The organism is Streptomyces sp. NBC_00631 (assembly GCF_045206895.1).
Lineage (GTDB): Bacteria > Actinomycetota > Actinomycetes > Streptomycetales > Streptomycetaceae > Streptomyces.
In genome coordinates, this window is record NZ_CP107734.1 from 2931521 (window position 1) to 2955062 (window position 23542).

Here is a 23542-nt window from a genome sequence, read left to right on the forward strand (position 1 = left end):
CCTGGCAGGACCGCGGCTCAGACCGGTTTATCACGGTGCGCCGAGGCGCCCGTGAAGGACGCCGTGCGCCCCCGTAACCCGCGATCACCCTGGGTAGTTGACGGAGCATGCACCATGCACGCACCGTAAGGGCCCCCTCGATGCTGCGGCTGGCGGCCGCCTCGCTCGCCGGGACCGCGATCGAGTTCTACGACTTCTTCGTCTACGGCACGGCCGCGGCGCTCGTCCTGGGACCGCTGTTCTTCCCTACGTTCTCGCCGCTGGCGGGGACGCTGGCGGCGTTCGGGACGTTCGGTGTGGGGTTCGTGGCCCGGCCGCTGGGCTCGGTGCTGTTCGGGCACATCGGTGACCGTCGCGGCCGGCGGCCGGTGCTGGTCGCGTCCCTGCTGCTGACGGGCGCGTCGACGGTCGCGGTCGGGTTCGTGCCGTCCTACGACAGGATCGGCGTTGCCGCTCCCCTGCTGCTTCTCCTGCTGCGTTTTCTGCAGGGGCTGGGGCTCGGCGGGGAGTGGGGTGGGGCGGTGCTGCTGACCACTGAGCACGCGCCCGCCGGGCGGCGCGCCCTGTGGTCGAGTTTTCCGCAGATCGGTCCGGCCATCGGTTTTCTCCTCGCCAACGGCGTGATGCTGGCCCTCTCGACGTCCCTGACGGACGCCGAGTTCGCGCGGTGGGGGTGGCGGGTGCCGTTCTGGGCGGCCGGGGCGCTGGCGCTGGGCGGGCTCTGGCTGCGTTCGTCGCTCGCCGAGACTCCGCAGTTCCTGGAGATCGACGAGCCCGCGCGCATGCCGTTCGCCGAGGTCGTACGGCACCACTGGCGGCTGGTCCTGCTGACGGCGGGGGCGCTCGCGGTCGGGTACGCGGTGTTCTACGCGGTGACGACCTGGTCGCTGGCGTACGGGACGGAGCGGCTCGGGGTGAGCCGTACCGTCATGCTGACCTGTGTGATGGCCGCCGTGGTGGTGAAGGGGGCGCTCACGCCGGTGATGGCCCTGCTGGGCGACCGCTACGGGCGGCGGCCGCTGTGCCTGGCGGGGTGCACGGCCTCGGCACTGTGGATGTTCCCGATGGTCGCACTGCTCGCCACCGGTCAGCCACTGCTGATGTTCCTCGGGTTCACGGGTGCCCTGGTCGCCTTCATCACCATGTTCGCGGTGATCGCCGCCTATCTGCCGGAGCTCTACGAGCCCCGGGTGCGCTGCACCGGTGCCGCCGTCGGCTACAACCTCGGCGGGGTCCTCGGGGGCGCGCTGACCCCGATCGTGGCGACGGCGCTGGCGGAGCACAGTGGGCGCGTGCCATGGGCCGTGGGTGCGTATCTGACGGCGATCGCGCTGCTGAGTCTGGGGTGCTTCGCGCTGCTGCCGGAGACCCGTCCGGCACCGGTGGCGGCGGTCGAGCCGGTCGCCGGGTGAGCGCTTGCGGACCGGCTACGGGTTGTTCGCCAGTTCCAGGCAGGCGGCGAACAGCACCAGGTGGACGCCGCCCTGCAGCGGTGTGGCCCGGCCCGGCACCACCGTCAGGGAGCTGACCACCACGGTCAGCGCGAGCAGCAGCATATGGGTGGCGCCCAGGCCGAGGACCAGGGGGCCGGAGAACCAGACGGAGGCGAGGGTCACCGCGGGGATGGTCAGGCCGATGCTGGCCATGGCCGAACCGAGCGCCAGGTTGAGACTGGTCTGCACGCGGTCACGACGGGCCGAGCGCAGGGCGGCGATGGTCTCGGGCAGCAGCACCAGCAGGGCGATGACCACACCGACGACTGCCTGGTGCAGACCGGCCGCCGCCACCCCGGACTCGATCGTCGGCGACACACCCTTGGCCAGTCCTACGACCCCGACGAGAGCGAGGCCGAGCAGGCCGAGGCTGACCCAGGCGGCGCGCGCGGACGGGGCCGCGGCGTGGTCGTCGGAGGTGATCACCTCGCCCTGCCGGGTGATCGGCAGGAAGTAGTCGCGGTGCCGCACGGTCTGGGTGGCCACGAACAGGCCGTACAGGATCAGTGAGGACAGGGCCGCGAAGGTCAGCTGCACGCTGGAGAACTCCGGGCCCGGTCTGCTGGTGGTGAAGGTCGGCAGCACCAGGCTGAGCGTGGCCAGCGTGGCCACGGTCGCCAGGGCGGCGCCGGTGCCCTCGGGGTTGAAGACCGCGGTGCCGTGGCGCAGTGAGGCGACGAGGAGGCAGAGGCCGACGATGCCGTTGCAGGTGATCATCACGGCGGCGAAGACGGTGTCCCGGGCCAGAGTGGAGCTCTTGTCGCCGCCGTCGGCCATGAGGGTGACGATCAGGGCGACCTCGATGATCGTGACGGCGATGGCGAGGACCAGGGAGCCGAAGGGTTCACCGACCCGGTGGGCCACGACCTCGGCGTGGTGGACCGCGGCGAGGACCGATCCGGCGAGGACCACGGTCACCAGCGCGACGACCGCGCCGGGCAGAGCACGGCCCCAGGTGAACAGGAGCAGGACGACCGCGAGCACCGGCACGAGGAGCGCCCACTGGGTGGTGAGCGGCCTGAGCCGAGTGATCATGCAGCGATGGTGGCAGAGGCGTACGGGCTTCGCATTCGGGTCCTTCCGGGCTCCGGGGGCCCGCCGCCGGCGCGGCACGGCCCCCGGGTCGTAGGGGTGCGGTCGGTGGGGCGGTTACGTGAAGCATCCGCAGCGGTGGGTCGGCAATGCGCTTCGCACCGCTGCGCGGGGTTGTTCCTACGTCCGACGTGGTCAGACGTCGATGCTGTCCTTCGGAGCGCCTTCGCTCCGAGCCTGCGCCGCCTCGGCCGCCGCCTGCTTCCCGGAGGCCCTCAGGCTGGTGATCGTGGTGACGATCAGGACCACGCAGATCACGCCGAGCGAGACCGGGATGCTGATCTCGGGGACGTGGACGCCGGACTCATGCAGCGCGTGCAGCACCAGCTTGACGCCGATGAAGCCGAGGATGATCGACAGGCCGTAGGAGAGGTGGACCAGTTTCTTCAGCAGTCCGCCGATGAGGAAGTACAGCTGCCGCAGACCCATCAGTGCGAAGGCGTTGGCCGTGAAGACGATGTACGGATCCTGCGTCAGGCCGAAGATCGCGGGGATGGAGTCCAGCGCGAACAGGACATCGGTCGTACCGATCGCGAGCATCACGACCAGCATCGGGGTCATGACCCGCTTGCCGTTCTGCTGGATCCACAGCTTGGTGCCGTGGTAGCGGTCGGCCACGCCGAACTTGCGCTCCGCGGCCTTGAGCAGCTTGTTCTCCTCGAAGTCCTCTTCCTCCTGGTCGGCCCGGGCCTCCTGGATCAGCTTCCATGCGGTCCAGATCAGGAAGGCGCCGAAGAGGTAGAAGACCCACGAGAAGCTGGCGAGGATCGCGGCGCCCGCGGCGATGAAGACGGCCCGCAGAACCAGGGCTATGAGGACACCGACGAGCAGCACGCGCTGCTGGTACTGCGAGGGCACGGCGAATTTCGCCATGATCAGGACGAAGACGAAGAGGTTGTCGACGCTCAGCGACTTCTCGGTGATGAAGCCCGCGAAGAACTCCCCGGCGGGCCGGCCGCCGCCGAAGACGAGCAGGCCGAGGCCGAAGAGCCCGGCCAGGGCGATCCAGACGACGGTCCAGATTCCGGCTTCCTTGACGGATACGTCGTGCGGCTTGCGGCCGATGAAGAAGTCGACCGCGATCAGGGCGGCCAGCCCCAGGATGGTGAGGACCCACAGGGTCACGGATACATCCACTGTTGCCTCCGGTTAGTGAACGGCAAAGATTTCGCGTTGCGCTACCGGAGGTCTCTTCCACCCGAAACGGGCCGACGCCCCGGGATCCGACCGGATCCGTATTGACGGGTACGCCGCAGCAGACAGGGAGTACTCCCCTCCGTGAGGAAAACACTACCCCAATCACCAAGGGAAGGTAAAGGACCTGGCAAAGAAAAGGCCAAGTTGGCTGTTCAGAGTCCTTTACGCAGGCTTGGTGCGAGCTGTCGCGACCTGGCTGAGCACCTGCTGGAGCACGTGACTGCCAGGCGGTACGAGGCAGGGAGCGTACGTCCACGCATGCCCCACCCAGGGGTCGGCCAGGTGATCGTCCGGGATCGGCGTGAGTCGCATCAGTGAACGCCAGAGCGGATCGAGCAACGGGCCGTAGGCGGCGGCGTCCTCACGATCGGCGACCAGCAGGAGATGGACGCCGACGTCCGGGCCTTCGTCCGCGAGACAGCGCAGTTGGGTGACGGCCCGGTCGTCGAAGCCGTACGGGAAGTCGTTCACGATCAGCAGCTGCCGCGAGGTGTCCGGACCGGGTGGCAGCGCGTCGGACGCACCGCCGCGCATCGCCATCTGCACCAGGTCGACGCGCTCGGTGAGGCGCCCCAGGATGCCCGCCACACCGGCGGCTCCCGTCGCGGGCGGCGCGTCCAGCGCACCTGTCCCCGTCAGCGGTGCGAGCGCGGACGCGCCGGCCCCCGCCGGATCGATGACCCGCACGCCGAACTCCCCCGCCGGATGGACGGCGAGCAGCCGGGCCGCGACCGCCACCGCCGTCTGCAGCGCGAGGTCCCGCAGCCCACCCGCCTCCTCGTACCGGGAGTCGTCGGGCACCCCGCTGTCGATCCACAGGCCCCGCTCCAGGGGCAGCCGGACCAGCATCGGAATGCGCAGCGGGTCGCTCTCCGGCAGGTGGAGGTCGCCCAGCCGGACGGCCATCGGCGGTTCTGCCGGCACCCGGTAGCCGTGCCAGACGGGGTTGTCCCAGCGGGCGTACGCCGGTGGCAGCGCGGGCTCGACGACCTCGGACTCGGCGGTGAGCTGGGCGAGGTCCCGGTCGAGAGCCGCCCGCGCCTGGTCGACCAGCTGGGCCTGCCGGGCCTGGGCCGCCTCGCGGGCGGCGTCGCCCGCCGAGCCCAGCCGGCTGCGCGGATCGGCGAGGACCTGGTCGAGCTCCTTCTCCAGGCGAGACTCGGCGAAGTCGACAGCGCTGCGATACGCGGCGGTGGAACGGGCCAGGTCCTCGAACATGCCCCAGACCTGGTTGTAGAGCCGCTCGTCCATGGACCAGCCGGCCGCGTCACCCGCGACAGGCGGCGCGGGGCCGTCCGCCGGGGCCGACACCTCGGGGGCCGGGAGGCGGGACGGCCGACGTCGCTTCGGGTGCGTGTAGTCGATGGGACCGCTGCCCGGCGTGGCGGCCGCCGGTTCCCCGGAAGGGCCGGGCCGGACCGCGCTGTCGCCGGGGGCCGGCACGCCCTGCGGCGATCCGGCGGCGGTGGCCGGCAGGTCGGGGCCGGTGGCGGAGGCGGCCGTGCGGCGGGGGCGGTCGGCGTCCGTGGCGTGCGCCGGGACCGCGCGGGCCAGGCCGCGCGCCACCGCTTCCTCGATCCCGCGGGCTAGTTCGGCGGCCTGGGGCAGGCCCTGGTCGGCGAGGAGCGCCGGGAGGCCCGCGGCGTACCCCTGGCCCACCGCGCGGATCTTCCAGGCGGTCTGGCGGCGGTAGAGCTCCAGGACGACGACCGCCGACTCGGCGTCCAGGCCGGTGAGGGTGTAGCCGGCGACCTCGGTACCGTCGAGTCCGGTCACCGCGGCGCGCGGGGCCGCGAGGGCACCGAAGCGGGGCGGGCCGCCGGGCGTGGCGGGCAGGGCGATCAGGACGCTGACCCGGTGCACGGTCTCGGGCATGGCGTCGAGGTCGACGGCGAGCCGGTGCTCGGCGGCCGCCTGCCGGGAGACCTCGATGCCGGGCAGCGTGGGCGCGCCCGGATGGGCCACCCCGTCGGCGCCCCGCACCCGGCCGCTCTCGTCGGCGAGGGTGGCGCCGGCCACGACCGGCGCGTCGGCCGAGATCCGGATCTCGATCCGGTTCCGCGAGAGCGGATGGTTCTGCCCGCGCACCAGCTCGGCCGCCATTGCCCACGTCCCCCAGTGTGTCGTGTCCGCGTGTGCCGCCGGGCCGCTGCTAGAGGCTCGGCAGGATCGCCGGCACCAGGTCCTGGAAGGTGCGGCCCTTGGCCGGGACGCCCAGGGCCGTCATCGTCCAGCCGGATCCCGACCGGTGCACCTTCGCCATGATCTGGGCGGTGTACTCCCCGCCGCCGTCGAGCGTGTAGCGCGCGAGCTCCTGGCCGGTGGTCTCGTCGACCAGTCGGCAGAAGGCGTTCTGCACTTCCTGGAAGGTCTGCCCGGTGAAGGAGTTGACGGTGAAGATGATCTGGTCCACGTGGACCGGGACACGCGCGAGGTCGACGAGGATGGCCTCGTCGTCGCCGCCCTGGCCGGCGCCGCCGACGAGGTTGTCGCCCGTGTGGCGGACCGAGCCGTCGTCGCTCACCAGGTGCCGGAAGAACACGACGTCGACGGGCTGCTTGTCGGCGAACAGCACCGCCGAGGCGTCCAGGTCGATCTCACGGGTGCGCGAGCCGAACAGCCCGCGCCGGGGTGCCGCCTTCCAACCAAGACCCATGCGGACCGCACTCAGGGAGCCGCCGTCCTTCTTCTCCAGGCTGATGGCCTGACCCTTGGTCATGTTGACGGTCACGGCTGCTTCCCCTCGTCGGATGTCCCCGGTTGCCGCGAAGTGCGCGGTTGCCCGAAACCCTATGCAGCGCCGCTGACAGTGCCGAACCCCGGCCCGCGCTTTGTGTCGGTCCTGCAACACTTCGCGCCCTTGCCGGGGTCCGGCGGCGGCCCAGGGGTCAGGCCAGGCCCGCCTCCCTCATCTGGCGCAGCTCCTTCTTCATCTCGGAGACCTCGTCGCGCAGCCGGGCCGCGATCTCGAACTGCAGATCCGCGGCGGCGGCCCGCATGCGCTCCGTCATCTCCTCGATCTGCTCGGCGAGTTCGGCCGCCGGACGGTCGGTGGGCACCGTTTCCTTGGCCTTGCCCTTGGTGGCCTTGCCGGCCTTCGCGCCCTTGGCCGCCTTGTCGCCCAGGGCCGGGACGGGAGCCTTGCCGGCCTTGCCGTCCTTCAGCTTGCGGTAGCCCGAGCCGAGCAGTTGTTCGGTGTCGACGTCTTCACGGGCGATCTGGGCGACGATGTCGTTGATCTTCTTGCGCAGCGGCTGCGGGTCGATGCCGTTGGCCGTGTTGTAGGCGACCTGCTTCTCCCGCCGCCGGTTGGTCTCGTCGATGGCCTTCGCCATCGCCGGGGTGATCTTGTCGGCGTACATGTGGACCTGACCGGAGACATTGCGCGCCGCGCGGCCGATGGTCTGGATCAGCGAGGTGCCTGAGCGCAGGAAGCCCTCCTTGTCGGCATCGAGGATCGCCACCAGGGAGACCTCCGGCAGGTCGAGGCCCTCGCGCAGGAGGTTGATGCCGACCAGGACGTCGTACTCACCGGAGCGCAGCTCGCGCAGCAGCTCGACGCGGCGCAGGGTGTCGACGTCGCTGTGCAGATAGCGCACCTGGATGCCGAGCTCAAGGAAGTAGTCGGTGAGGTCCTCGGCCATCTTCTTGGTGAGCGTGGTGACCAGGACACGCTCGTCCTTCTCGGTGCGCTTGCGGATCTCGTGCACCAGGTCGTCGATCTGGCCCTCGGTGGGCTTGACGACGACCTCGGGGTCGACGAGGCCGGTGGGGCGGATGATCTGCTCGACGACGCCGTCCGCGCGGGAGATCTCGTACGTGCCGGGGGTCGCCGACAGATACACGGCCTGTCCGATCCGTTCCTGGAACTCCTCCCACTTCAGCGGGCGGTTGTCCAGCGCGGAGGGCAGCCGGAAGCCGTGGTCGACCAGGGTGCGCTTGCGGGAGGCGTCGCCCTCGTACATGGCGCCGATCTGCGGCACGGTGACATGCGACTCGTCGATGACGAGGAGGAAGTCGTCGGGGAAGTAGTCGAGCAGGGTGTTCGGCGGGGAGCCGGGCGAGCGGCCGTCGAAGTGCATCGAGTAGTTCTCCACACCGGAGCAGGTGCCGATCTGGCGGAGCATCTCGATGTCGTACGTGGTGCGCATGCGCAGCCGCTGGGCCTCCAGGAGCTTGCCCTGCTTCTCCAGCTCGGCCAGACGCTCCCCCAGCTCCTTCTCGATGTCGTTGACGGCCCGCTCCATGCGTTCGGGGCCGGCGACGTAGTGCGAGGCCGGGAAGACGTACAGCTGCCGGTCGTCGCTGATGATCTCGCCGGTGAGCGGGTGGAGGGTGGAGAGCGCCTCGATCTCGTCGCCGAACATCTCGATGCGGACGGCGAGCTCCTCGTAGACCGGGAAGATCTCGATGGTGTCGCCGCGGACGCGGAAGGTGCCGCGGGTGAACGCCATGTCGTTGCGCGTGTACTGGATGTCCACGAAGCGGCGCAGCAGGTCGTCGCGGTCGATCTCGTCGCCGACCCGCAGCGGGACCATCCGGTCGACGTACTCCTGCGGCGTACCGAGGCCGTAGATGCAGGAGACCGAGGCGACCACGATCACGTCGCGGCGGGTGAGCAGCGAGTTGGTGGCGGAGTGGCGCAGCCGCTCGACCTCCTCGTTGATCGAGGAGTCCTTCTCGATGTAGGTGTCCGACTGCGGGACGTACGCCTCGGGCTGGTAGTAGTCGTAGTACGAGACGAAGTATTCGACCGCGTTGTTCGGGAGGAGCTCGCGGAACTCGTTGGCCAGCTGGGCGGCCAGCGTCTTGTTCGGCGCCATCACCAGGGTGGGGCGCTGGAGCTTCTCGATCATCCACGCGGTGGTGGCGGACTTGCCGGTGCCGGTCGCGCCCAGGAGGACGACGTCCTTCTCACCGGCCTCGATGCGCCTGGCCAGGTCGGCGATGGCCGCCGGCTGGTCGCCGCTGGGCTGGTACGGGCTGACGACCTCGAAGGGCGCCACCGTGCGTTCGATGTGGGAAACGGGCCGCATGGGTTCCACCGTACGACCCCGCACTGACAACCGGTTCTGATCAGCGGTTCTGCGGGGTGCGTGAGCTGTGGTGGCTCTGCTGGCGGCCGACGCGGAGGGGCGGGCGGCGGCTCGGGTGGTGGGTGACCTCGTCGGCCGGGACGCCCGGCTTGTGCTCCGCGCGGAGCCGGTCGGGCCTGCCCGTGACCATCAGCGGGTCGAAGATCACGACGACGGCGGCGAGACAGAGGAACGCCATCGGGCCGATCAGCATCGGGGCGAGCAGCGAGGCCGGCGAGTCCCCCGGCGTCGTCACGCCGGAGCTGTGGAGGTGGACGGAGAGGGCGGCCATGCCGGTGTAGTGCATGCCGCTGACAGCGAGTCCCATCACGAGGCTCGCGCCGACACTCCACAGGAAGCCGCGTACCTTCCCGGCCGCCCACAGGGCCGAGGTGGCGGCCACGACCCCTATCACCACCGACACGGCCACCGTGAGCGTGTTGTACTCCAGGGTTCCGTTGAGACGCAGGCCGGCCATGCCGAGGTAGTGCATGGAGGCGATGCCCAGACCGGTGATGGTGCCGCCCGTGAAGAGCGCCGTTCCGGTGGCGCCGCGGTAGCCGACTATGAAGATCCCGACACTCACCATGACGATGGCGAGACCGAGGCTCGCATAGGTGATCGGTTTGTCGTAGTGGATCGGCGTCTCCTTGACGCTGAACCCCATCATGGCGACGAAGTGCATGGTCCATATGCCGGAGCCGATCGCCGCCGAGCCCAGGGCGAGCCAGGCGGGCCGCCAGGAGTGGGTCACCAGCATCGCCCGGGTCGTGCAGCGCAGCCCGAGGGCGCCACCGAGGCAGGCCATGAGATAGGCCACCAGCGGGGTGACGACCCCATAGCTGAATCCGTCGACCGTGCCCTGCATGCGCGGCTGCCCTTCACCCTTTGCGTCCCGGAATATCTGCAATGCGCCCCGTCCCAGGACCGCCCGAGCGGTCAGGGTTGACGCAGAGAGTATGACCCGCACCGGAATGGTCGAACGATTTTCCGGCAAAGAAACACGCCCTTGCCGCAGTTGTGCGGCAACAGTGAGCGAGCTTGGGCAACTCCGTTCAATCTGTGGCCATCCCGTACCCGACCGCCACCCGACCGCCGTTGACTCACTGCTGTCACTCTTGTGCTGTCCGTATTCGCTCGACGTGAGGACTACGCATGCACGCGCGCGCAGTCGCCGCCACGGCCGCCGCGGTCCTGGGAACGGCCGCCCTGCTGAGCCCCGTCCCCGCCGCCCGGGCAGGCGACGCGGCCGAGCCCACGGTGCTCGCGCACCGGGGTGCCTCCGCCTACGCCCCGGAGAACACCCTGGCCGCCATCGACAAGGCAGCCGCACTGGGCTTCACCTGGGTCGAGAACGACGTCCAGCGCACCAAGGACGGCCGGCTCGTCGTCATCCACGACGACAGCCTCCAGCGCACCACCGACGCCGAACAGGTCTTCCCCGGCCGGGCGCCCTGGAAGGTGAAGGACTTCACCGCGGCCGAGATCGCCCGGCTGGACGCGGGCAGCTGGTTCTCCCCCTCGTACCGGGGCACGCGTGTGCCGACGCTGGCGCAGTACATGCGCCGGGTCGAGCACAACCACGAGAAGCTGCTCCTGGAGGTCAAGAACCCGGAGCTGTATCCGGGCATCGAGCAGCAGATCCTCAAGCTGCTGGGCAACGAGGGGTGGCTGGACCGCCGGCACCTGGACCGGCTCGTCGTGCAGAGCTTCAGCGCGGACAGCCTGCGTATCGTGCACGATCTCCGGCCTGCAGTGACGACCGGCTACCTCGGCACACCGTCCGTGGCGTCCCTGCACCGCTACGCGGGCTTCGCCGACCTGATCAACCCCTCGGTGAACTCGATCTCCGCCGGCTATGTGAACACCGTGCACTCGTTCGACGGGCCGCACGGCAGACCGCTGCGGGTCTTCACCTGGACGGTGAACGACGCGGTCACCACCTGGAAGGCCGTCGGCTACGGCGTGGACGGGATCATCACCAACAAGCCGGACGTGGTGCGGGCCGCGCTGCGCGCGAGCTGACCCCGGGCCGGGGCGGCGGGCATTGTCAGTGGCCGGCCGTACGGTGGGACGCATGGACAGCGAAGGGCAGTACGGGCAGCGGGTGGTGTGGGCCGTCGTGGGCACCGACATCGGCCCGCTGCTGCTCGCGGCGACCGGCAGCGGGCTGGTCAACGTGGTGTTCCACGCCACCGACGCGGTACGGGAGCGGACGGTGGAGCGGCTGGCGGCCCGCCTGGGCACCGAGCCCGTCGAGGATCCCATGGACCCGGTGCTGGCCGAGGCGACGTCCCAGCTGGAGGCGTACTTCGCGGGCCGGCGGCAGGACTTCGACCTGCCGCTGGACTGGTCGCTGATCTCCGGCTTCAACCGGCAGGTGCTGCGCGAACTGGCCGCCGGAGTCCCGTACGGCACGGTGGTCGGGTACGGCGATCTGGCGGGGCGGGTCGGGCAGCCCGGCGGAGCGCAGGCGGTGGGCACGGCGATGGGCGCCAATCCGCTGCCGGTCGTCGTGCCGTGTCACCGGGTGGTGGAGAGCGACGGCGGGATCGGCGGGTTCGGGGGCGGTCTGGAGACCAAGCGGAAGCTGCTCGCCCTGGAAGGTGTGCTGCCCGAGCCGCTGTTCTGAGGCGCGGTCCCCGAGCCCCCGTCGTGCGGCGCCCCGCCGGCGCTGTCAGCCGTAGTGGCGTGCCTCCACCACGTTGCCGTCGGGGTCGCGGAAGTAGAAGTTGCGCGGAGCCCTGCCGCGGGCGCCGAAGGAGTCGTGTCCGATGTCGGTCATGGGGACGGCGTGCTCGGCGAGCCGGGCACGCAGGGCGTCGAAGGCGTCGGACGGCAGGGACAGACACACGTGGTTCACGGGGTGGCCCGCGCTGTCGGCGGCGCCGGGGAGCGCCGGCGTGCGCTCGACGAGGGTGAGCGGTGCGAGGTCGATGATGGTCTCCTCGTTGACGCGTACGGAGGGAAAGGGCACCTCTCCCGCGGTGAACTCGGCGACCCGCAGCGGCTCCAGGCCGAGCATCCGCTCGTAGAAGCCGGCCGCGGCGGCCGGGTCGGCGACCCAGAGGACGACGTGGTCCAGACGTGCCGGGTGATTCGTCATGCCGCCCAGGCTGGTGGCGTCCCCCACAGGCCGCAAGCGTTTAGCCGGGTGTGGCCCTCGCCAGAGATGAGGGAAGACCGACGGACAGGAGGCAGGCGTGGTGCTGGTGGTGTCGGAAGAGGTCAGGGACGCGCTCGACGCGGGTCGTGCGGTGGTCGCCCTGGAGTCCACGATCATCGCGCACGGGCTGCCGCGCCCGCGCAACCTCCAGGTGGCGCTGGAGCTGGAGGACACGGTACGGCGTGCGGGCGCGGTGCCCGCGACCATCGCCGTGCTGGACGGGCGGCCCCATGTCGGGCTGGACAAGGAGCAGTTGGAGCGGATCGCCAACGAGGACGGGATCCGCAAGCTGGGCCACCGCGACCTGCCGCTCGCCGTGGCGGCACAGGCGAGCGGGGCGACCACCGTGTCGGCGACGGCACAGCTGGCCGCGCTGGCCGGCCTCCGGGTGTTCGCGACGGGCGGTCTCGGCGGCGTGCACCGGGAGTGGACGGTGACCCAGGACGAGTCCGCCGACCTGGGCCTGTTGGCGCGCACCCGGATCACGGTGGTGTGCGCGGGCGTGAAGTCGATCCTGGACGTGCCGGCGACCCTCCAGCGCCTGGAGACCCTGGGCGTGGCCGTCGCCGGATACGGTACGGACCGCTTCCCCGGCTTCTACCTGTCCGACTCCGGGTATCCGGTCGACTGGACGCTTCGGAGCCCGGAGCAGGTAGCGGACGTCATGCGGGCGCAGGACGCGCTCGACGCGGCGGACACCGCGCTGATCGTCGCCAACCCCGTCCCGGAGGCGGAACAGCTCGACCCGGCACTGCACGGGCGCGTACTCGCCGACGCGCTGCGCGCGTGCGACGCGGAAGGGATCACCGGTCAGGCGGTCACGCCGTTCCTTCTCGACTATCTGGTCCGGCACACGGACGGCGCCTCGCTGGAGGCCAACCTGGCGGCCGTGCGCGGCAATGTGCGGCTGGCAGCACGGATCGCCTCGGCGTGGGCCAGGGGGTGACGGCCGGGCGGGAGGCAGGGCCGGACGGGGGTGGGGCGCTGCTGGTCGTCGGGGACGTCGTCACCGATGTCGTCGCGCGGTACCGGGGGCCGCTCGCGGCCGGCACCGACACGGCCGCGGTGATCCGGACGCTGCCCGGCGGGGCGGGCGCCAATGTGGCCAGCTGGGCCGCTCACACGGGCTGTGCGGACGTACGGCTGCTGGGGCGGGTCGGCGCGGACGCGGTGCGGTGGCACGAGCGGGAGCTGGTCGCCGCCGGGGTGCGGCCCCGGCTCGTGGTGGATCCGGAGGCGGCGACCGGGACGGTGATCTGCCTGGTCGACAACGGTGCCTCGGCCGAGCGCACCTTCCTCACGGACAGCGGGGCCTCCCTGCGGCTGGAGCCCGCCGACTGGTCGGACGCGCTGCTCGACGGGGTGGCCCGGTTGCACCTGTCCGGTTATCTGCTGTTCTCCGAACCGAGCCGGGCGCTGATGGCGGTGGCCCTGGCGGCGGCACGCGCGCGTGGCGTGCCGGTGAGCCTGGACCCGGCGTCGGCGGGGTTTCTCGTGGCGCTGGGCGTGGACCGCTTTCTGGCGCTCGTCGAGGGGGTGGACGTCCTGCTGCCGAGCCGGGACGAGGCCTGTCTGCTGACGGGGCTGCCCGATCCGGCGGACGCCGCGGCCAAGCTGAGCCGCCAGGTGCCGCTGGTGGTGGCCAAGGCAGGGGCGGACGGCGCGCTGGTGGCCCGGTCGGGCCACATCCTCGCGCGCATCCCGGCCGCACCGGCGAGGCTCCGGGACACCACGGGCGCCGGTGACGCCTTCACCGGGGCGTTCCTCGCCGCGCTGGTCGCCGGCGCGGATGCGCGGGAGGCGACGGCGCGGGGCTGCCGGGCGGGCGCCCGAGCCGTGGAACGCGTGGGCGCGAGACCACCCGCCCGCGAGTGACCACGGCACCGCGCCCGGCAGCGGCGGGCTACGGCTTGCGGCCCCACGCCGCGCGACCGACCACGGCACCACGCCCACACGCCGCGACCGACCACGGCACCGCGCCCGGCAGCGGCGAACTACAGCTTGCGGCCCCACGCCGCGCCGCCCGGCAGCGGCGGGCTACGGCTTGCGGCCCCACGCCGAGATCATCGGGGCCGTGGCGAGGTCCATGCTGCCCGACGCGACGTTGGCCAGGTGCTGGTCGACGTCCGCGTCGGTGGCCAGGCCGGCCGCGACCAGTCGGCCGCGGATCTGCCGGACGGTGGCGGTCTCCAGGGCGGTGCAGGCGGACGAGGCGACGGGAAAGTAGGCGTCGGCTTCCACCTCCTGCAGCCCGGCCTCGCGGAGCAGCCGGGGAAGCTTGCGGCCGTACGAGAGGTCGGCGCCGCGTTCGGCGAGGAGCTTGCGGAAGCCCTGGCGCAGGCGGTTGGCGAGCTGCTGCTCGGGGCCGTACTCGTAGGGGCAGGTGAGGGGCTGGAGGGCGGGGTCGGCGTCCTCGATCAGCAGTCGTCCGCCGGGACGCAAGGCCTTGATCATGGAGCGCAACGCCCGTTCCCGGTCCGGCACATGGACCAGCACCAGCCGGGCGTGCACCAGGTCGAAGTCCTCCCCCGGCGGCTCCTCGGCGCCGACGTCGTGGGTGCGGACCTCGACCGGCGCCCGGGCGGCCGCGGCGAGCAGCGAGGTGTCGATGTCGGTGGCGACGACCCGACCGGTCGGCCCGACCTTCTCGGCCAGCCAGGCCACCACGGAGGTGCCCCCGGCCCCGACCTCCCAGCAGCGCCGGCCCGGTCCGAGACCGCATGCCTCAAGGTGGCGGAAGGTGGTCGGGTCGAAGAGGCTCGCGAAGGCGTCGAAGCGCTGCTTGGCCTCGCTCTGGCGGTTGTCGAGGAGATACCCGTCGGCCTGTGTCATGAAGCGATGATCCCAGTTGCCCGGCTTGTCCGGGACGGCCGACGCTCCGCCGTGGCGGGCGTGCCGTCGGCGGGGACGGGGAACTCCGATACGGGGACAACTCGCTGTCGACCGGCAGGGGTCCGAGCCGGGCATCCGGTTGTCCACAGGCGGGAACCAAGCGGAACTCGCCGTTCCCACAGGCTTACCCGTGTCTCACACCGGGCTGGCAGACTTGCCGGGCAAGGCGGGAAGCGTTGCGCGAGTGGATCCACGCAAGGAGATCCGGATGACGATGGCAGGGAATCTGCGGAAGGTCACGGGGCTGGGCAGGGTCGGCGGCCTGCGCAGGGTGGCGCGGCTGGCCCGGCGGCTGCCCCGCGTCGACCTGAACCATCACGCACGGTCCCCGCTGGGTTCCTCGGTGGTCAACTGCGTGACGTACGAGGACGGGGCGCGGGTCCCGGAGTGCAGCGATCTGTTCTCGGCCGTGGAGCGGGTGCGCAAGAAGGGCGAGGGGTTCGTCTGGCTGGGGCTGCACGAACCGACGGACACGGAGTTCGCGGGCATCGCCGAACTGTTCGACCTGCACCCGCTGGCCGTGGAGGACGCGGTCGAGGCCCATCAGCGCCCAAAGGTGGAGCGGTACGGCGAGACGCTGTTCGCGGTGTTCAAGACGGTCTGCTACGTCGAGCACGAGAAGCTGACGGCGACCAGTGAGGTGGTCGACACCGGCGAGATCATGGTGTTCCTCGGCGAGGACTTCGTGATCACGGTACGGCACGGCCGGCACGGTTCGCTGGGGCCGCTGCGCGAGGGGCTGGAGGCCGCGCCGCACCAGCTCGCCAAGGGGCCGGCGGCGGTGCTGCACGCCATCGCGGACCACGTGGTCGACGACTACCTGAACGTCACGGACGCGGTGCAGGGCGACATCGACCAGGTCGAGGCGGACGTGTTCGCGGAGAACGGCGCGCGGGCGGACCCGGGCCGTATCTACCAGATGAAGCGGGAACTCCTGGAGCTGAAGCGGGCGGTGGTGCCGCTCGGCAGGCCGATGGAGGAGCTGACCACCCGGCCGATACGGGTGATCGCCCCGGAGATACAGGCCTACTTCAGGGATGTGCTCGACCATCTGATGCGGGCGAAGGAACAGATCGCGGCCTTCGACGAGTTGCTCAACTCCATTCTCCAGGCCCATCTGGCACAGGTGACGGTCGCGCAGAACGAGGACATGCGGAAGATCACGGCCTGGGCCGCGGTGATCGCCGTGCCGACGATGGTCTGCGGTGTGTACGGCATGAACTTCGATCACATGCCGGAGCTGCACTGGCGGTTCGGCTACCCGCTCGTCATCGGCGTCATATCCGTGGCCTGTCTGGTGCTGTACCGGGGCTTCCGGCGCAACGGCTGGCTCTGAGCCGTCCGCCCGAAGAGCGGCGCTTCAGGCCGAGAAGGCGACGACTCTGCGCGGCACGACCCTGATGATCAGGCGGGTCTCCTCGCCCTTCTCCGCCGGCGGGTCGATACCGAGGTACTTGTGGGAGAGCTCGTGCGGCAGCCGCTTGTCCGGGTCCGGGAGGATCTCGGCGGTGCCGCGGATCTCGGCCGAGTGGTAGGGGTTGGCCAGGTCGAAGACCGTGAGACTGACGCGGGGGTCGCGGCGGAGGTTGCGCACCTTCTGGCGGCCCTCGGTGGAGGAGAAGAGGACGGTGTCGCCCTCACGCTTGATCCAGACCACCGAGTTGTGCGGGGCACCGTCGGGACCGAGGGTGGCCACGCCGGCGAAGTTCCTGGCGTCGAGGAGGGCACGGAGGGAGTCGTCGAAAGCGACGGGAGCGATCAAGGAGCTCGTCATGCGACCAGACTACTTAGATGCATGCGCATGTAAAAGCGGTTTGCCGGATCACATCGCGCCGCAGAGCCGCTCAGCCGGTCCATGCCGGATGCCGCGGGTCGTCGGCGCGGACCAGGACGTCGGCGGTGCCGGCGGGGTCGGTCTCGGCCGCGTAGCGCTCGAAGGCGGGCAGGGTCCAGTGGTCGGTCTCGGGGGTACGGCGGCGCAGGGCACCGGGGGTGAGCAGGAGGTGGACGGTCAGGTCGAACGGGAACCAGTGCCGCAGCAGCAGCGGCCCGTGCAGCAACAGGAGACCGCCGGGCGGGAGTTGGACATAGGGGCTGCGGGTGGCGCGGTCGGTCGCCGGGTCCCACAGGTCGGGCAGGACACGGCCGGTCCCGCCGGGGTCGAGGGGGCCGAAGACCTCACGCCACAGAGCGTTGGTGTCGAACCAGCCAGCGTAGTAAGACTCCGCGTCCCGGCGCCCGTGCTCCAGGCGCAGCGAGGCGGGGCGCATGAAGCCCTCGGCGCCCACGACGAGCGACGGCCGTCCCCATACGCGCAGTGCCTCGCCGACGCGCTCCGCGAGGTCGCCGGGCCGGGCGGCCGGGGCACCGTCGAAGGCGACGCGCGGCCAGGCACTCCCGTCGGCGGGCTCCAGTCCGGCCAGCCGCTCGGCGAGCCGCTCGGCGAGCCGGTCCCAGGTGATCGCTTCGAGTCGCACAGGATCATGATGCCGGGTCGGCCGTTGGGCACGGCGGGGTGGTTCCGGGGCCGGGCAGTGATGGCGGTGGCGGGACGGGCCGCGAGCAGGGCGGCAGAATGACGCAGACCGGCTCACAGGGGGCGCGAACGACGTGAGATCACTCCCTGGAGCGGGGAAAGTACCGCATATGACGCGTCTTGCAACTCCCCCTCACCACGGTGGCCTTCTCGTCGTACAGCCGCTGAGGCACAAGCGGTGTGCGGCGTGCCGACGGGGGCCGCTGTCGCTGCTGGTGGTGGAGGACGGAATGCCGCGGTGCCTGGACTGTGCCGACCTCGGGCATCTGGTGTTCCTGCCGCGTGGCGACACGGCGCTGACCCGGCGGTCACGGGAGGAGAGCACGCTGTCGGCGGTGGTGGTGCGGTTCAACCGGCGCAGGAGCCGCTACGAGCGGCAGGGCGTCCTGGTGGAGGAGGCCGCGCTGGCCCGGGCCGAGGCGCGCTGCCTGGCCGACGCCGAGGCGCGGCGGCGGCGCCGGGCGCGGGACGCCAAACGGCGGGCGGCCGAGGACGTGCGGTTCACGGACGCGTTCGCGGCGGAGATCCTGCGTCTTTTCCCGGGCTGTCCAGCGGAGCGGGCCCGGGCGATCGCGGCGCACGCCTCGGTGCGGGGCAGCGGGCGGGTCGGGCGGACGGCGGCCGGGCGGACGCTGTCGGAGGGTGCGGTGATCTCGGCGGTGGTGGCGGGGGTACGGCACGTGGACACACCGTACGACCAGCTGCTGATGAGCGGGGTAGCGCGGTACGAGGCGCGGCGGCGGATCGCGCGGACGGTGGAGGCGGTGCTGCGGGAGTGGGAGGCCGGGGTGGAGATCCGCCTGACCGGGTGACGGCGGGCAGCGGCGGGACGGCGAGGCGACGCGATCTGTCGGGGCGCGCGGTTTCGCCGCAGGCAGCAGCCCCTCGGGACGTCGCCGCCGGACGCCGTTCCGGCGGCGACGTGAGGACGGGCCGGGCACGGGACGGAAGTGCGCACGGGGGGTGAATCCGGTCGGATGTGTATGGGGACGGGCTTCACAGTCATGGGGAGGGGTGACTCGTGGGCATTGACTTGAGTGGCGCGGGTGTCCAGGGGCGAGAGTGGGTGTGGTGGTCGTGATCGAGGGGCCGTATTACGTGCTGGTTCTGCTGGGGGTGCTGGGGACCGGACTGGTGGCAGGGGTGTTCTGCGGGTTCTCGACCTTCGTGATGCGTGGGCTGGCCTCGCTGCCGCCGGCGCAGGGCGTCGCCGCGATGAACGCGATCAACCGGGCGGCCCTGGCCCCGGCGTTCATGCTGGTGTTCGCGGGGCCGGCGGTGCTGTGCGCGATGATCGCGGTGGTGACGTTCGTGGTGTGGCCGGACGACGGGAAGGTGGAGCTGCTGCTGGGCAGCGGGCTGTATCTGTTCGGTTCCTTCGGGCTGACCGCGATGGCGAACGTGCCCCGCAACGAGGCCCTGGCCAGACTGGATCCGGGCACTTCGGAGGCCGTCTCCTACTGGCCTGTGTATGTGCGTGAGTGGACGCTCTGGAACCACGTGCGCACCGTCGCGTCGGCCGCGGCGGCGGTCGTCTATGTACTGGCCCTGTCCTGAGGGAGACGTGGGAGAAGACTGACCCCTGGCTGGCTTTCTCCTGAGGAAACCCCGCCAGAAAGCGCTGTCAGCCACCCTGCGGGCGTCACCGAGGGGACGTATCGTGGCCGAAAGAGTGCCGCCCGATGAAGCACGGCCTGGGGCAACCGCACGCGAGGAAGACGACCATGGCCGATCCCAAGGGGTTCATGACCACGCCGCGCGAGGAGTGGCCGCGGCGGCCCGTGGAGGAGCGGGTCGGGGACTGGGACGAGGTGTACGTCCCCGGGGCGCTGCTGCCGATCATCAGCAAACAGGCGGACCGCTGCATGGACTGCGGGGTGCCGTTCTGCCATGACGCGTGTCCGCTGGGCAACCTGATCCCCGAGTGGAACGACCTGGTGTCGCGGGAGGACTGGCGGGCGGCGAGTGACCGGCTGCACGCGACGAACAACTTCCCCGAGTTCACGGGACGGTTGTGCCCGGCACCGTGCGAGGCGGGGTGCGTGCTCGCGATCAACCAGCCCGCCGTCACGATCAAGAACGTCGAGTGCGCCATCGCGGACCGGGCCTGGGCGGAGGGGTTCGCCTCGCCGCGGCCGCCGGAGCGGCTGTCCGGGCGGACCGTGGCGGTGGTCGGTTCCGGGCCGACCGGGCTCGCGGCGGCGCAGCAGCTGACCCGGGCCGGGCACACGGTCGCCGTGTACGAGAAGGACGACCGGCTCGGCGGACTGATGCGGTACGGCATCCCCGCGTTCAAGATGGAGAAACACCACCTGGAACGGCGGCTGGGCCAGATGCGGGCCGAGGGGACGAAGTTCCGTACGTCGGTGGCGGTCGGGCGGGACCTGCGGGCCGCGGAGCTGCGGGCCCGGTACGACGCGGTGGTGATAGCGACCGGGGCGACGGCGTGGCGGGAACTTTCGGTGCCGGGCCGGGAGTTGTCGGGAATACACCAGGCGATGGAGTATCTGCCGCTGGCCAACCGGGTGTGCGAGGGAGATCTGGCCGAGTCGCCGATGTCGGCGGCCGGGAAGCACGTGGTGATCGTGGGCGGGGGCGACACGGGGGCGGACTGCCTGGGTACGGCGGTGCGGGAGCGGGCCGCGTCGGTGACCCAGTTGGACATCTACGCGCAGCCGGGCGCGGATCGGGACGAGGACATCGAGCCCTGGCCGACGTATCCGAAGATCTACCGGCTGTCGGCGGCGCACGAGGAGGCGCGGGACCTGGAGACGGCGCCCTCGGCGGACGCGGACGCGCGGTTGTTCGCCGCGTCGACGCTTCACTTCACGGGTGACGGGAGCGGGCATGTGCGGTCACTCCACCTGGTGGAGGTGGACGAGGCGCGGCTGCCGGTGCCGGGGACCGGGCGGACGCTCCCCGCCGACCTGGTGCTGCTCGCGCTCGGTTTCTCCGGGCCCGACCGGGAGGACGGGCTCCTCGACCAGCTGGGGGTGGCGACGGAGCCGCGCGGCACCGTCTCCCGGGACGCGGGGTTCGCCACGAACGTGCCCGGTGTGTTCGCCGCCGGGGACGCGGCGCGCGGGCAGTCGCTGATCGTGTGGGCGATCGCGGAGGGGCGGGCGGTGGCGGCGGCCGTCGACCGCTATCTGACGGGGAGTTCGCGACTGCCGTGGCCGATATCGCCGCACGACCGGCCGATGACGGTGTAGGCGCAGGCCCCTGCGGGGCCCTGGTCAGGGGGAGGCCCGGCGGGCCTCCCCACGCTTCAGCACCATTACGAAGAAGCTGAACAACGATTAAGGGACAGAAGAGAGAAAGAAACAGGATCAGGAGAGCAGGAAGTCGGCCTCCCCCGCCTTGGCACCCTCGATGAAGGCCGTCATCTCGTCCGTGGTGTAGATCAGCGCCGGCCCGTCCGGGTCGGTCGACTGGCGGACGGCGATCCGGCCGTCCGCCAGCTTCATCGCCTCCAGGCAGTTGCCCCCGTTGCCGCCGCTCCACGGCTTGTGCCAGCCCTCGCTGCCCAGTTCCCGGGCAGGCATGCCGTTGTAGATCCGCTCGGTGCGGTTCCGCGGCCCGGACTGGGGCTTTATGCGATCCATTCACAGCTCCTTGCGGAGATCCCGGAGGATCTCCTTCGTGCGTTGTGCCGTAGCGGCCTGCGCCGCCATGCGGTCCATGACCTCAAGGTGGGTCGCCACCTCGGTGCGCGCGTCCAGGTAGACGGCGCCGGTCAGGTACTCGCTGTAGACCATGTCCGGCAGTTCGGGCATGGCAAATCGGAACAGCACGAAGGGCCCGTACGTCCCCGGGTGCGGCCCGCTGGAGAACGGGACGACCTGGAGCGTCACATTGGGCAGCTTCGTGACTTCGAGCAGTCGGTCGATCTGCGCGCGCATCACCTCCGGACCGCTGACCGGGCGGCGCAGGGCGGTCTCGTCCATCACCGCCCAGAAGCGGGGGGCATCGGTACGGGTGAGCAGTTGCTGACGTTGCATGCGCAGGGCGACATGGCGCTCGATCTCCTCCGGCTCGGTCTGGCCGATGGCGCCCGACTTCAGTACCCCGCGCGCGTAGTCCTCGGTCTGCATCAGCCCGGGCACGAAGTGCGGCTCGTAGGAGCGGATCAGGCTCGCCGCGCCCTCCAGGCTGACGTACATGGAGAACCAGCTCGGCAGGATGTCGTGGAACCGCTGCCACCAACCGGGCTTGTTGGCGTCCTCGGCGAGCCGGACGAAGAGGTCGGCCTCGTCGTCGGCCACCCCGTAGGCCTTCAGGAGCAGTTGGAGGTACGGGATCTTGAGGGCGACCTCGGCCATCTCCATGCGGCGGACGGTGGCGGGCGCCACGCGGAGCACCCGGGCGGCCTCCTCGCGCTTGAGCCCCGCGCGTTCCCGCAGGTCGAGGAGGCGCCGACCGAGGACCACCTGACCCACCGTCGGCGCGGACCGCGGCTCGCTCACGCCCCACCTCCACGAAGTTCCCTGGCCGGGCTCACCCGTCGGGCTCGCCGGCGTTCCGGCCGTCACGCACATACAGGTGTCACCCGGCACGCTGACAGCCCAGCGGCGCCATTCGAAGACTCATTCGAAGATCTGACGGAACGACCGTGCCGACCAGGAGAACCGAACTCATCCGAACAGCCGGAACAATCCTGTTCGGTGACATCGGTCGCATTGGCCGGATCGGTCCGCCGGATCCTCACTGATCCCAACTGGCGCCGCTCGACATGCTGTTGCGAGCAGTGTGCCACGGCCCTTCACCGCGTCACACAGCACTCTGCATTTTTCAGAGTGACACTTGCCAAGTGTTCACGGCGGGGCGATAGTGGCAAGCGTGATTCCGTCCGCGCCCTTAGGAACAGACGCCGCCGCAGACCGTCTCGGTCTCGGTGCTGATGGGGGTCCTCCCGTGCGCACTCGTTCGAGCGTGGGAGAGGCAGTCGACCCAGGTGAGGGCACTGCCATGCGCCGGTTCCGGTTCGAGCTGGCCGCCCATCCGGGTTCCCCCGCCCAGGCGCGACGCCTGGTGCGTGCCCGGCTGACCGGCTGGTCGGTCTGCGCGGACACCTGCGACACCGCCGCGCTGGTCATATCCGAGCTGGTCACCAACGCGATCGTGCACACCGCGAGCAGTCGCGTCGTGTGCGAGTTGCACGACCATGACGACACGGTGCGCATCGCCGTGCACGACGAGGGCTGTGCGCCCGACGAGCCCCACCCGTCCCCCCAGCGCCCGGAGGAGGAGCACGGGAGGGGATTGCTCCTCGTCGACGCGCTGTGTCAGGCCTGGGGGGCTCAGGAACACGGGCTTGGGCTGCTGGTCTGGGCGGAGCTGCCGCGCCAGACCGACGCCGCCCGGGACACCGACGAGCCATGCAACGACCTGGGCTGGGGCGCTCGCCCCGCTCCCGGTCCGTCGCGCGGCTCGTCGCACGGGCCCGCGCACACTCCGGCGCGCCCACCGTCGTCGGGCTCCGGCGCGGAGGGGCAGTCCAGGGCGCTGGGGCCGGTACCCCGGCGGAGGCAGGCATGAACGGCGCGCCCGGCTCCGCCCGGTCGCTGGGCCTCGACACCCTGGTCCGCCTGAAGCGTGACCGGCGGTCGTCGTCCGCGGACGGTATGGGCGGGTACGGGTCGTTCCCCGTGCCGGAGGGCATGACGGCACCGCTGGGCTGCGACGCCGTGGCGGTACCGGCGCGACTGGGGCCGCTGGTCGTGCCGCGGCTGCCGCGGGTGGGGTGCGTGTTCGCCGATGGCACGCACTGGTGGTGGATCGTCCCGTCGGACTCCGACGACGCCCTCACCTGGCCCGCCCCGGCCCACTACAGCCCGGGCGCCCTGCTCCCGGACACCGCCCGCCTCATCCACCGGCCCGACGGCACGGTGCCGTACACCCCGCCGATACCGCTGTACCTCGCCCTGTGCCGGGCGACGGGGACGACACCGGAGTGGTCCCGCCCCCTGAGCGCATGACGCCGCGCGGCCTCGGCCGACAGGGACGAAGCCGGCCGGTGCGAGCGTGAGTCGGCGGCGGCGGGCCTCGGCCCGCACCCCTCGCGCACTCCCCCCGCGCCCCGCGAGCCTCG

At 71.3% G+C, this 23542-nt stretch carries 23 protein-coding genes; 11 read left to right on the forward strand and 12 right to left on the reverse strand.

Features of this window, described 5'->3' with window-relative positions:
* The first annotated feature begins 107 nt into the window (after positions 1-107).
* Complete coding sequence (locus OHB00_RS13445) at positions 108-1412, forward strand: MFS transporter (protein ID WP_406434568.1); 1305 nt, start codon at positions 108-110, stop codon at positions 1410-1412.
* A gap of 15 nt (positions 1413-1427) precedes the next feature.
* Here OHB00_RS13445 and OHB00_RS13450 read toward each other — a convergent pair whose 3' ends face one another.
* The 6 genes from OHB00_RS13450 to OHB00_RS13475 all read right to left on the reverse strand — a co-directional run bounded on the left by OHB00_RS13450 (position 1428) and on the right by OHB00_RS13475 (position 9725).
* A complete protein-coding gene (locus OHB00_RS13450; protein ID WP_406434570.1) occupies positions 1428-2528 on the reverse strand; it encodes a calcium:proton antiporter in 1101 nt (366 codons plus the stop codon).
* 192 nt (positions 2529-2720) lie between these two features.
* Positions 2721-3722: a TerC family protein gene (locus tag OHB00_RS13455; protein ID WP_406434572.1), complete on the reverse strand. Its 1002-nt coding sequence runs from the start codon at positions 3720-3722 to the stop codon at positions 2721-2723.
* Between the two features lie 222 nt (positions 3723-3944).
* Positions 3945-5885, reverse strand: a complete 1941-nt coding sequence (locus OHB00_RS13460) for a TerD family protein (protein ID WP_406434574.1) — start codon at positions 5883-5885, stop codon at positions 3945-3947.
* Positions 5886-5934: 49 nt separating this feature from the next.
* Positions 5935-6513 carry a TerD family protein gene (locus OHB00_RS13465; protein ID WP_406434575.1) on the reverse strand — a complete coding sequence of 193 codons (579 nt, stop codon included), beginning with the start codon at positions 6511-6513 and terminating at the stop codon, positions 5935-5937.
* Positions 6514-6670: 157 nt separating this feature from the next.
* Positions 6671-8818: an excinuclease ABC subunit UvrB gene (gene uvrB, locus OHB00_RS13470; protein ID WP_406434577.1), complete on the reverse strand. Its 2148-nt coding sequence runs from the start codon at positions 8816-8818 to the stop codon at positions 6671-6673.
* A 40-nt stretch (positions 8819-8858) separates the two neighbouring features.
* Positions 8859-9725 carry an MHYT domain-containing protein gene (locus OHB00_RS13475; protein ID WP_406434579.1) on the reverse strand — a complete coding sequence of 289 codons (867 nt, stop codon included), beginning with the start codon at positions 9723-9725 and terminating at the stop codon, positions 8859-8861.
* 287 nt (positions 9726-10012) lie between these two features.
* Between OHB00_RS13475 and OHB00_RS13480 the strand changes: the two genes are divergently transcribed.
* Both OHB00_RS13480 and OHB00_RS13485 read left to right on the forward strand, forming a co-directional pair.
* Positions 10013-10882 (forward strand): glycerophosphodiester phosphodiesterase, encoded by an 870-nt coding sequence (locus tag OHB00_RS13480; protein ID WP_406434581.1) that lies wholly within the window; start codon positions 10013-10015, stop codon positions 10880-10882.
* Between the two features lie 52 nt (positions 10883-10934).
* Positions 10935-11489 carry a methylated-DNA--[protein]-cysteine S-methyltransferase gene (locus OHB00_RS13485; protein ID WP_406434583.1) on the forward strand — a complete coding sequence of 185 codons (555 nt, stop codon included), beginning with the start codon at positions 10935-10937 and terminating at the stop codon, positions 11487-11489.
* 45 nt (positions 11490-11534) lie between these two features.
* Here OHB00_RS13485 and OHB00_RS13490 read toward each other — a convergent pair whose 3' ends face one another.
* Positions 11535-11963: a VOC family protein gene (locus tag OHB00_RS13490; protein WP_406434585.1), complete on the reverse strand. Its 429-nt coding sequence runs from the start codon at positions 11961-11963 to the stop codon at positions 11535-11537.
* 97 nt (positions 11964-12060) lie between these two features.
* Here OHB00_RS13490 and OHB00_RS13495 point away from each other — a divergent pair, with 97 nt between their 5' ends.
* Together OHB00_RS13495 and OHB00_RS13500 are read left to right on the forward strand one after the other, a co-directional pair.
* A complete protein-coding gene (locus OHB00_RS13495) occupies positions 12061-12969 on the forward strand; it encodes a pseudouridine-5'-phosphate glycosidase (RefSeq protein ID WP_406434587.1) in 909 nt (302 codons plus the stop codon).
* Entirely contained in the window at positions 12954-13898 is a 945-nt protein-coding gene (locus OHB00_RS13500; RefSeq protein WP_406434589.1) for a carbohydrate kinase family protein, read from the forward strand. The genes OHB00_RS13495 and OHB00_RS13500 overlap by 16 nt, the downstream gene beginning before the upstream one ends.
* Before the next feature lie 162 nt (positions 13899-14060).
* On the opposite strand, the gene OHB00_RS13505 is transcribed toward OHB00_RS13500, so the two are convergent.
* Positions 14061-14855, reverse strand: a complete 795-nt coding sequence (locus OHB00_RS13505) for a methyltransferase domain-containing protein (RefSeq protein ID WP_406434591.1) — start codon at positions 14853-14855, stop codon at positions 14061-14063.
* Between the two features lie 268 nt (positions 14856-15123).
* Here OHB00_RS13505 and OHB00_RS13510 point away from each other — a divergent pair, with 268 nt between their 5' ends.
* Positions 15124-16251 carry a magnesium and cobalt transport protein CorA gene (locus tag OHB00_RS13510; RefSeq protein WP_406434593.1) on the forward strand — a complete coding sequence of 376 codons (1128 nt, stop codon included), beginning with the start codon at positions 15124-15126 and terminating at the stop codon, positions 16249-16251.
* A gap of 24 nt (positions 16252-16275) precedes the next feature.
* On the opposite strand, the gene OHB00_RS13515 is transcribed toward OHB00_RS13510, so the two are convergent.
* Positions 16276-16689, reverse strand: a complete 414-nt coding sequence (locus OHB00_RS13515) for a PPOX class F420-dependent oxidoreductase (RefSeq protein WP_406434595.1) — start codon at positions 16687-16689, stop codon at positions 16276-16278.
* Between the two features lie 70 nt (positions 16690-16759).
* A complete protein-coding gene (locus tag OHB00_RS13520; protein WP_406434597.1) occupies positions 16760-17392 on the reverse strand; it encodes a uridine kinase in 633 nt (210 codons plus the stop codon).
* Between the two features lie 169 nt (positions 17393-17561).
* Here OHB00_RS13520 and OHB00_RS13525 point away from each other — a divergent pair, with 169 nt between their 5' ends.
* The 3 genes from OHB00_RS13525 (at position 17562) to OHB00_RS13535 (ending at position 20663) form a co-directional block, all read left to right on the forward strand.
* Positions 17562-18263, forward strand: a complete 702-nt coding sequence (locus OHB00_RS13525) for a DUF2293 domain-containing protein (protein WP_406434599.1) — start codon at positions 17562-17564, stop codon at positions 18261-18263.
* 265 nt (positions 18264-18528) lie between these two features.
* Complete coding sequence (locus tag OHB00_RS13530) at positions 18529-19008, forward strand: DUF1772 domain-containing protein (RefSeq protein ID WP_406445761.1); 480 nt, start codon at positions 18529-18531, stop codon at positions 19006-19008.
* A 167-nt stretch (positions 19009-19175) separates the two neighbouring features.
* Positions 19176-20663, forward strand: coding sequence for a glutamate synthase subunit beta (locus OHB00_RS13535; protein ID WP_406434601.1), 1488 nt, complete (start codon positions 19176-19178; stop codon positions 20661-20663).
* A 117-nt stretch (positions 20664-20780) separates the two neighbouring features.
* Here OHB00_RS13535 and OHB00_RS13540 read toward each other — a convergent pair whose 3' ends face one another.
* Positions 20781-21056: a DUF397 domain-containing protein gene (locus OHB00_RS13540; protein ID WP_089100964.1), complete on the reverse strand. Its 276-nt coding sequence runs from the start codon at positions 21054-21056 to the stop codon at positions 20781-20783.
* Positions 21057-21917, reverse strand: coding sequence for a helix-turn-helix domain-containing protein (locus tag OHB00_RS13545; RefSeq protein ID WP_406434604.1), 861 nt, complete (start codon positions 21915-21917; stop codon positions 21057-21059).
* Positions 21918-22281: 364 nt separating this feature from the next.
* Here OHB00_RS13545 and OHB00_RS13550 point away from each other — a divergent pair, with 364 nt between their 5' ends.
* Complete coding sequence (locus OHB00_RS13550; RefSeq protein WP_406434606.1) at positions 22282-22989, forward strand: ATP-binding protein; 708 nt, start codon at positions 22282-22284, stop codon at positions 22987-22989.
* Entirely contained in the window at positions 22986-23429 is a 444-nt protein-coding gene (locus OHB00_RS13555; RefSeq protein WP_406434608.1) for a hypothetical protein, read from the forward strand. The genes OHB00_RS13550 and OHB00_RS13555 overlap by 4 nt, the downstream gene beginning before the upstream one ends.
* Positions 23430-23542 lie beyond the last annotated feature (113 nt).

Excerpts from the sequence above, each read along its gene's own strand:
- OHB00_RS13490 (WP_406434585.1), bottom strand. The coding sequence starts at position 11,963 with ATGACGAATCACCCGGCACGTCTGGACCACGTCGTCCTCTGGGTCGCC.
- OHB00_RS13505 (WP_406434591.1), bottom strand. The coding sequence starts at position 14,855 with ATGACACAGGCCGACGGGTATCTCCTCGACAACCGCCAGAGCGAGGCC.
- OHB00_RS13525 (WP_406434599.1), top strand. The coding sequence starts at position 17,562 with ATGACGCGTCTTGCAACTCCCCCTCACCACGGTGGCCTTCTCGTCGTA.
- OHB00_RS13515 (WP_406434595.1), bottom strand. The coding sequence starts at position 16,689 with ATGACGAGCTCCTTGATCGCTCCCGTCGCTTTCGACGACTCCCTCCGT.
- OHB00_RS13535 (WP_406434601.1), top strand. The coding sequence starts at position 19,176 with ATGGCCGATCCCAAGGGGTTCATGACCACGCCGCGCGAGGAGTGGCCG.
- OHB00_RS13540 (WP_089100964.1), bottom strand. The coding sequence starts at position 21,056 with ATGGATCGCATAAAGCCCCAGTCCGGGCCGCGGAACCGCACCGAGCGG.
- OHB00_RS13555 (WP_406434608.1), top strand. The coding sequence starts at position 22,986 with ATGAACGGCGCGCCCGGCTCCGCCCGGTCGCTGGGCCTCGACACCCTG.
- uvrB (WP_406434577.1), bottom strand. The coding sequence starts at position 8,818 with ATGCGGCCCGTTTCCCACATCGAACGCACGGTGGCGCCCTTCGAGGTC.
- OHB00_RS13485 (WP_406434583.1), top strand. The coding sequence starts at position 10,935 with ATGGACAGCGAAGGGCAGTACGGGCAGCGGGTGGTGTGGGCCGTCGTG.
- OHB00_RS13460 (WP_406434574.1), bottom strand. The coding sequence starts at position 5,885 with ATGGCGGCCGAGCTGGTGCGCGGGCAGAACCATCCGCTCTCGCGGAAC.
- OHB00_RS13450 (WP_406434570.1), bottom strand. The coding sequence starts at position 2,528 with ATGATCACTCGGCTCAGGCCGCTCACCACCCAGTGGGCGCTCCTCGTG.
- OHB00_RS13475 (WP_406434579.1), bottom strand. The coding sequence starts at position 9,725 with ATGCAGGGCACGGTCGACGGATTCAGCTATGGGGTCGTCACCCCGCTG.
- OHB00_RS13445 (WP_406434568.1), top strand. The coding sequence starts at position 108 with ATGCACCATGCACGCACCGTAAGGGCCCCCTCGATGCTGCGGCTGGCG.
- OHB00_RS13510 (WP_406434593.1), top strand. The coding sequence starts at position 15,124 with ATGACGATGGCAGGGAATCTGCGGAAGGTCACGGGGCTGGGCAGGGTC.
- OHB00_RS13480 (WP_406434581.1), top strand. The coding sequence starts at position 10,013 with ATGCACGCGCGCGCAGTCGCCGCCACGGCCGCCGCGGTCCTGGGAACG.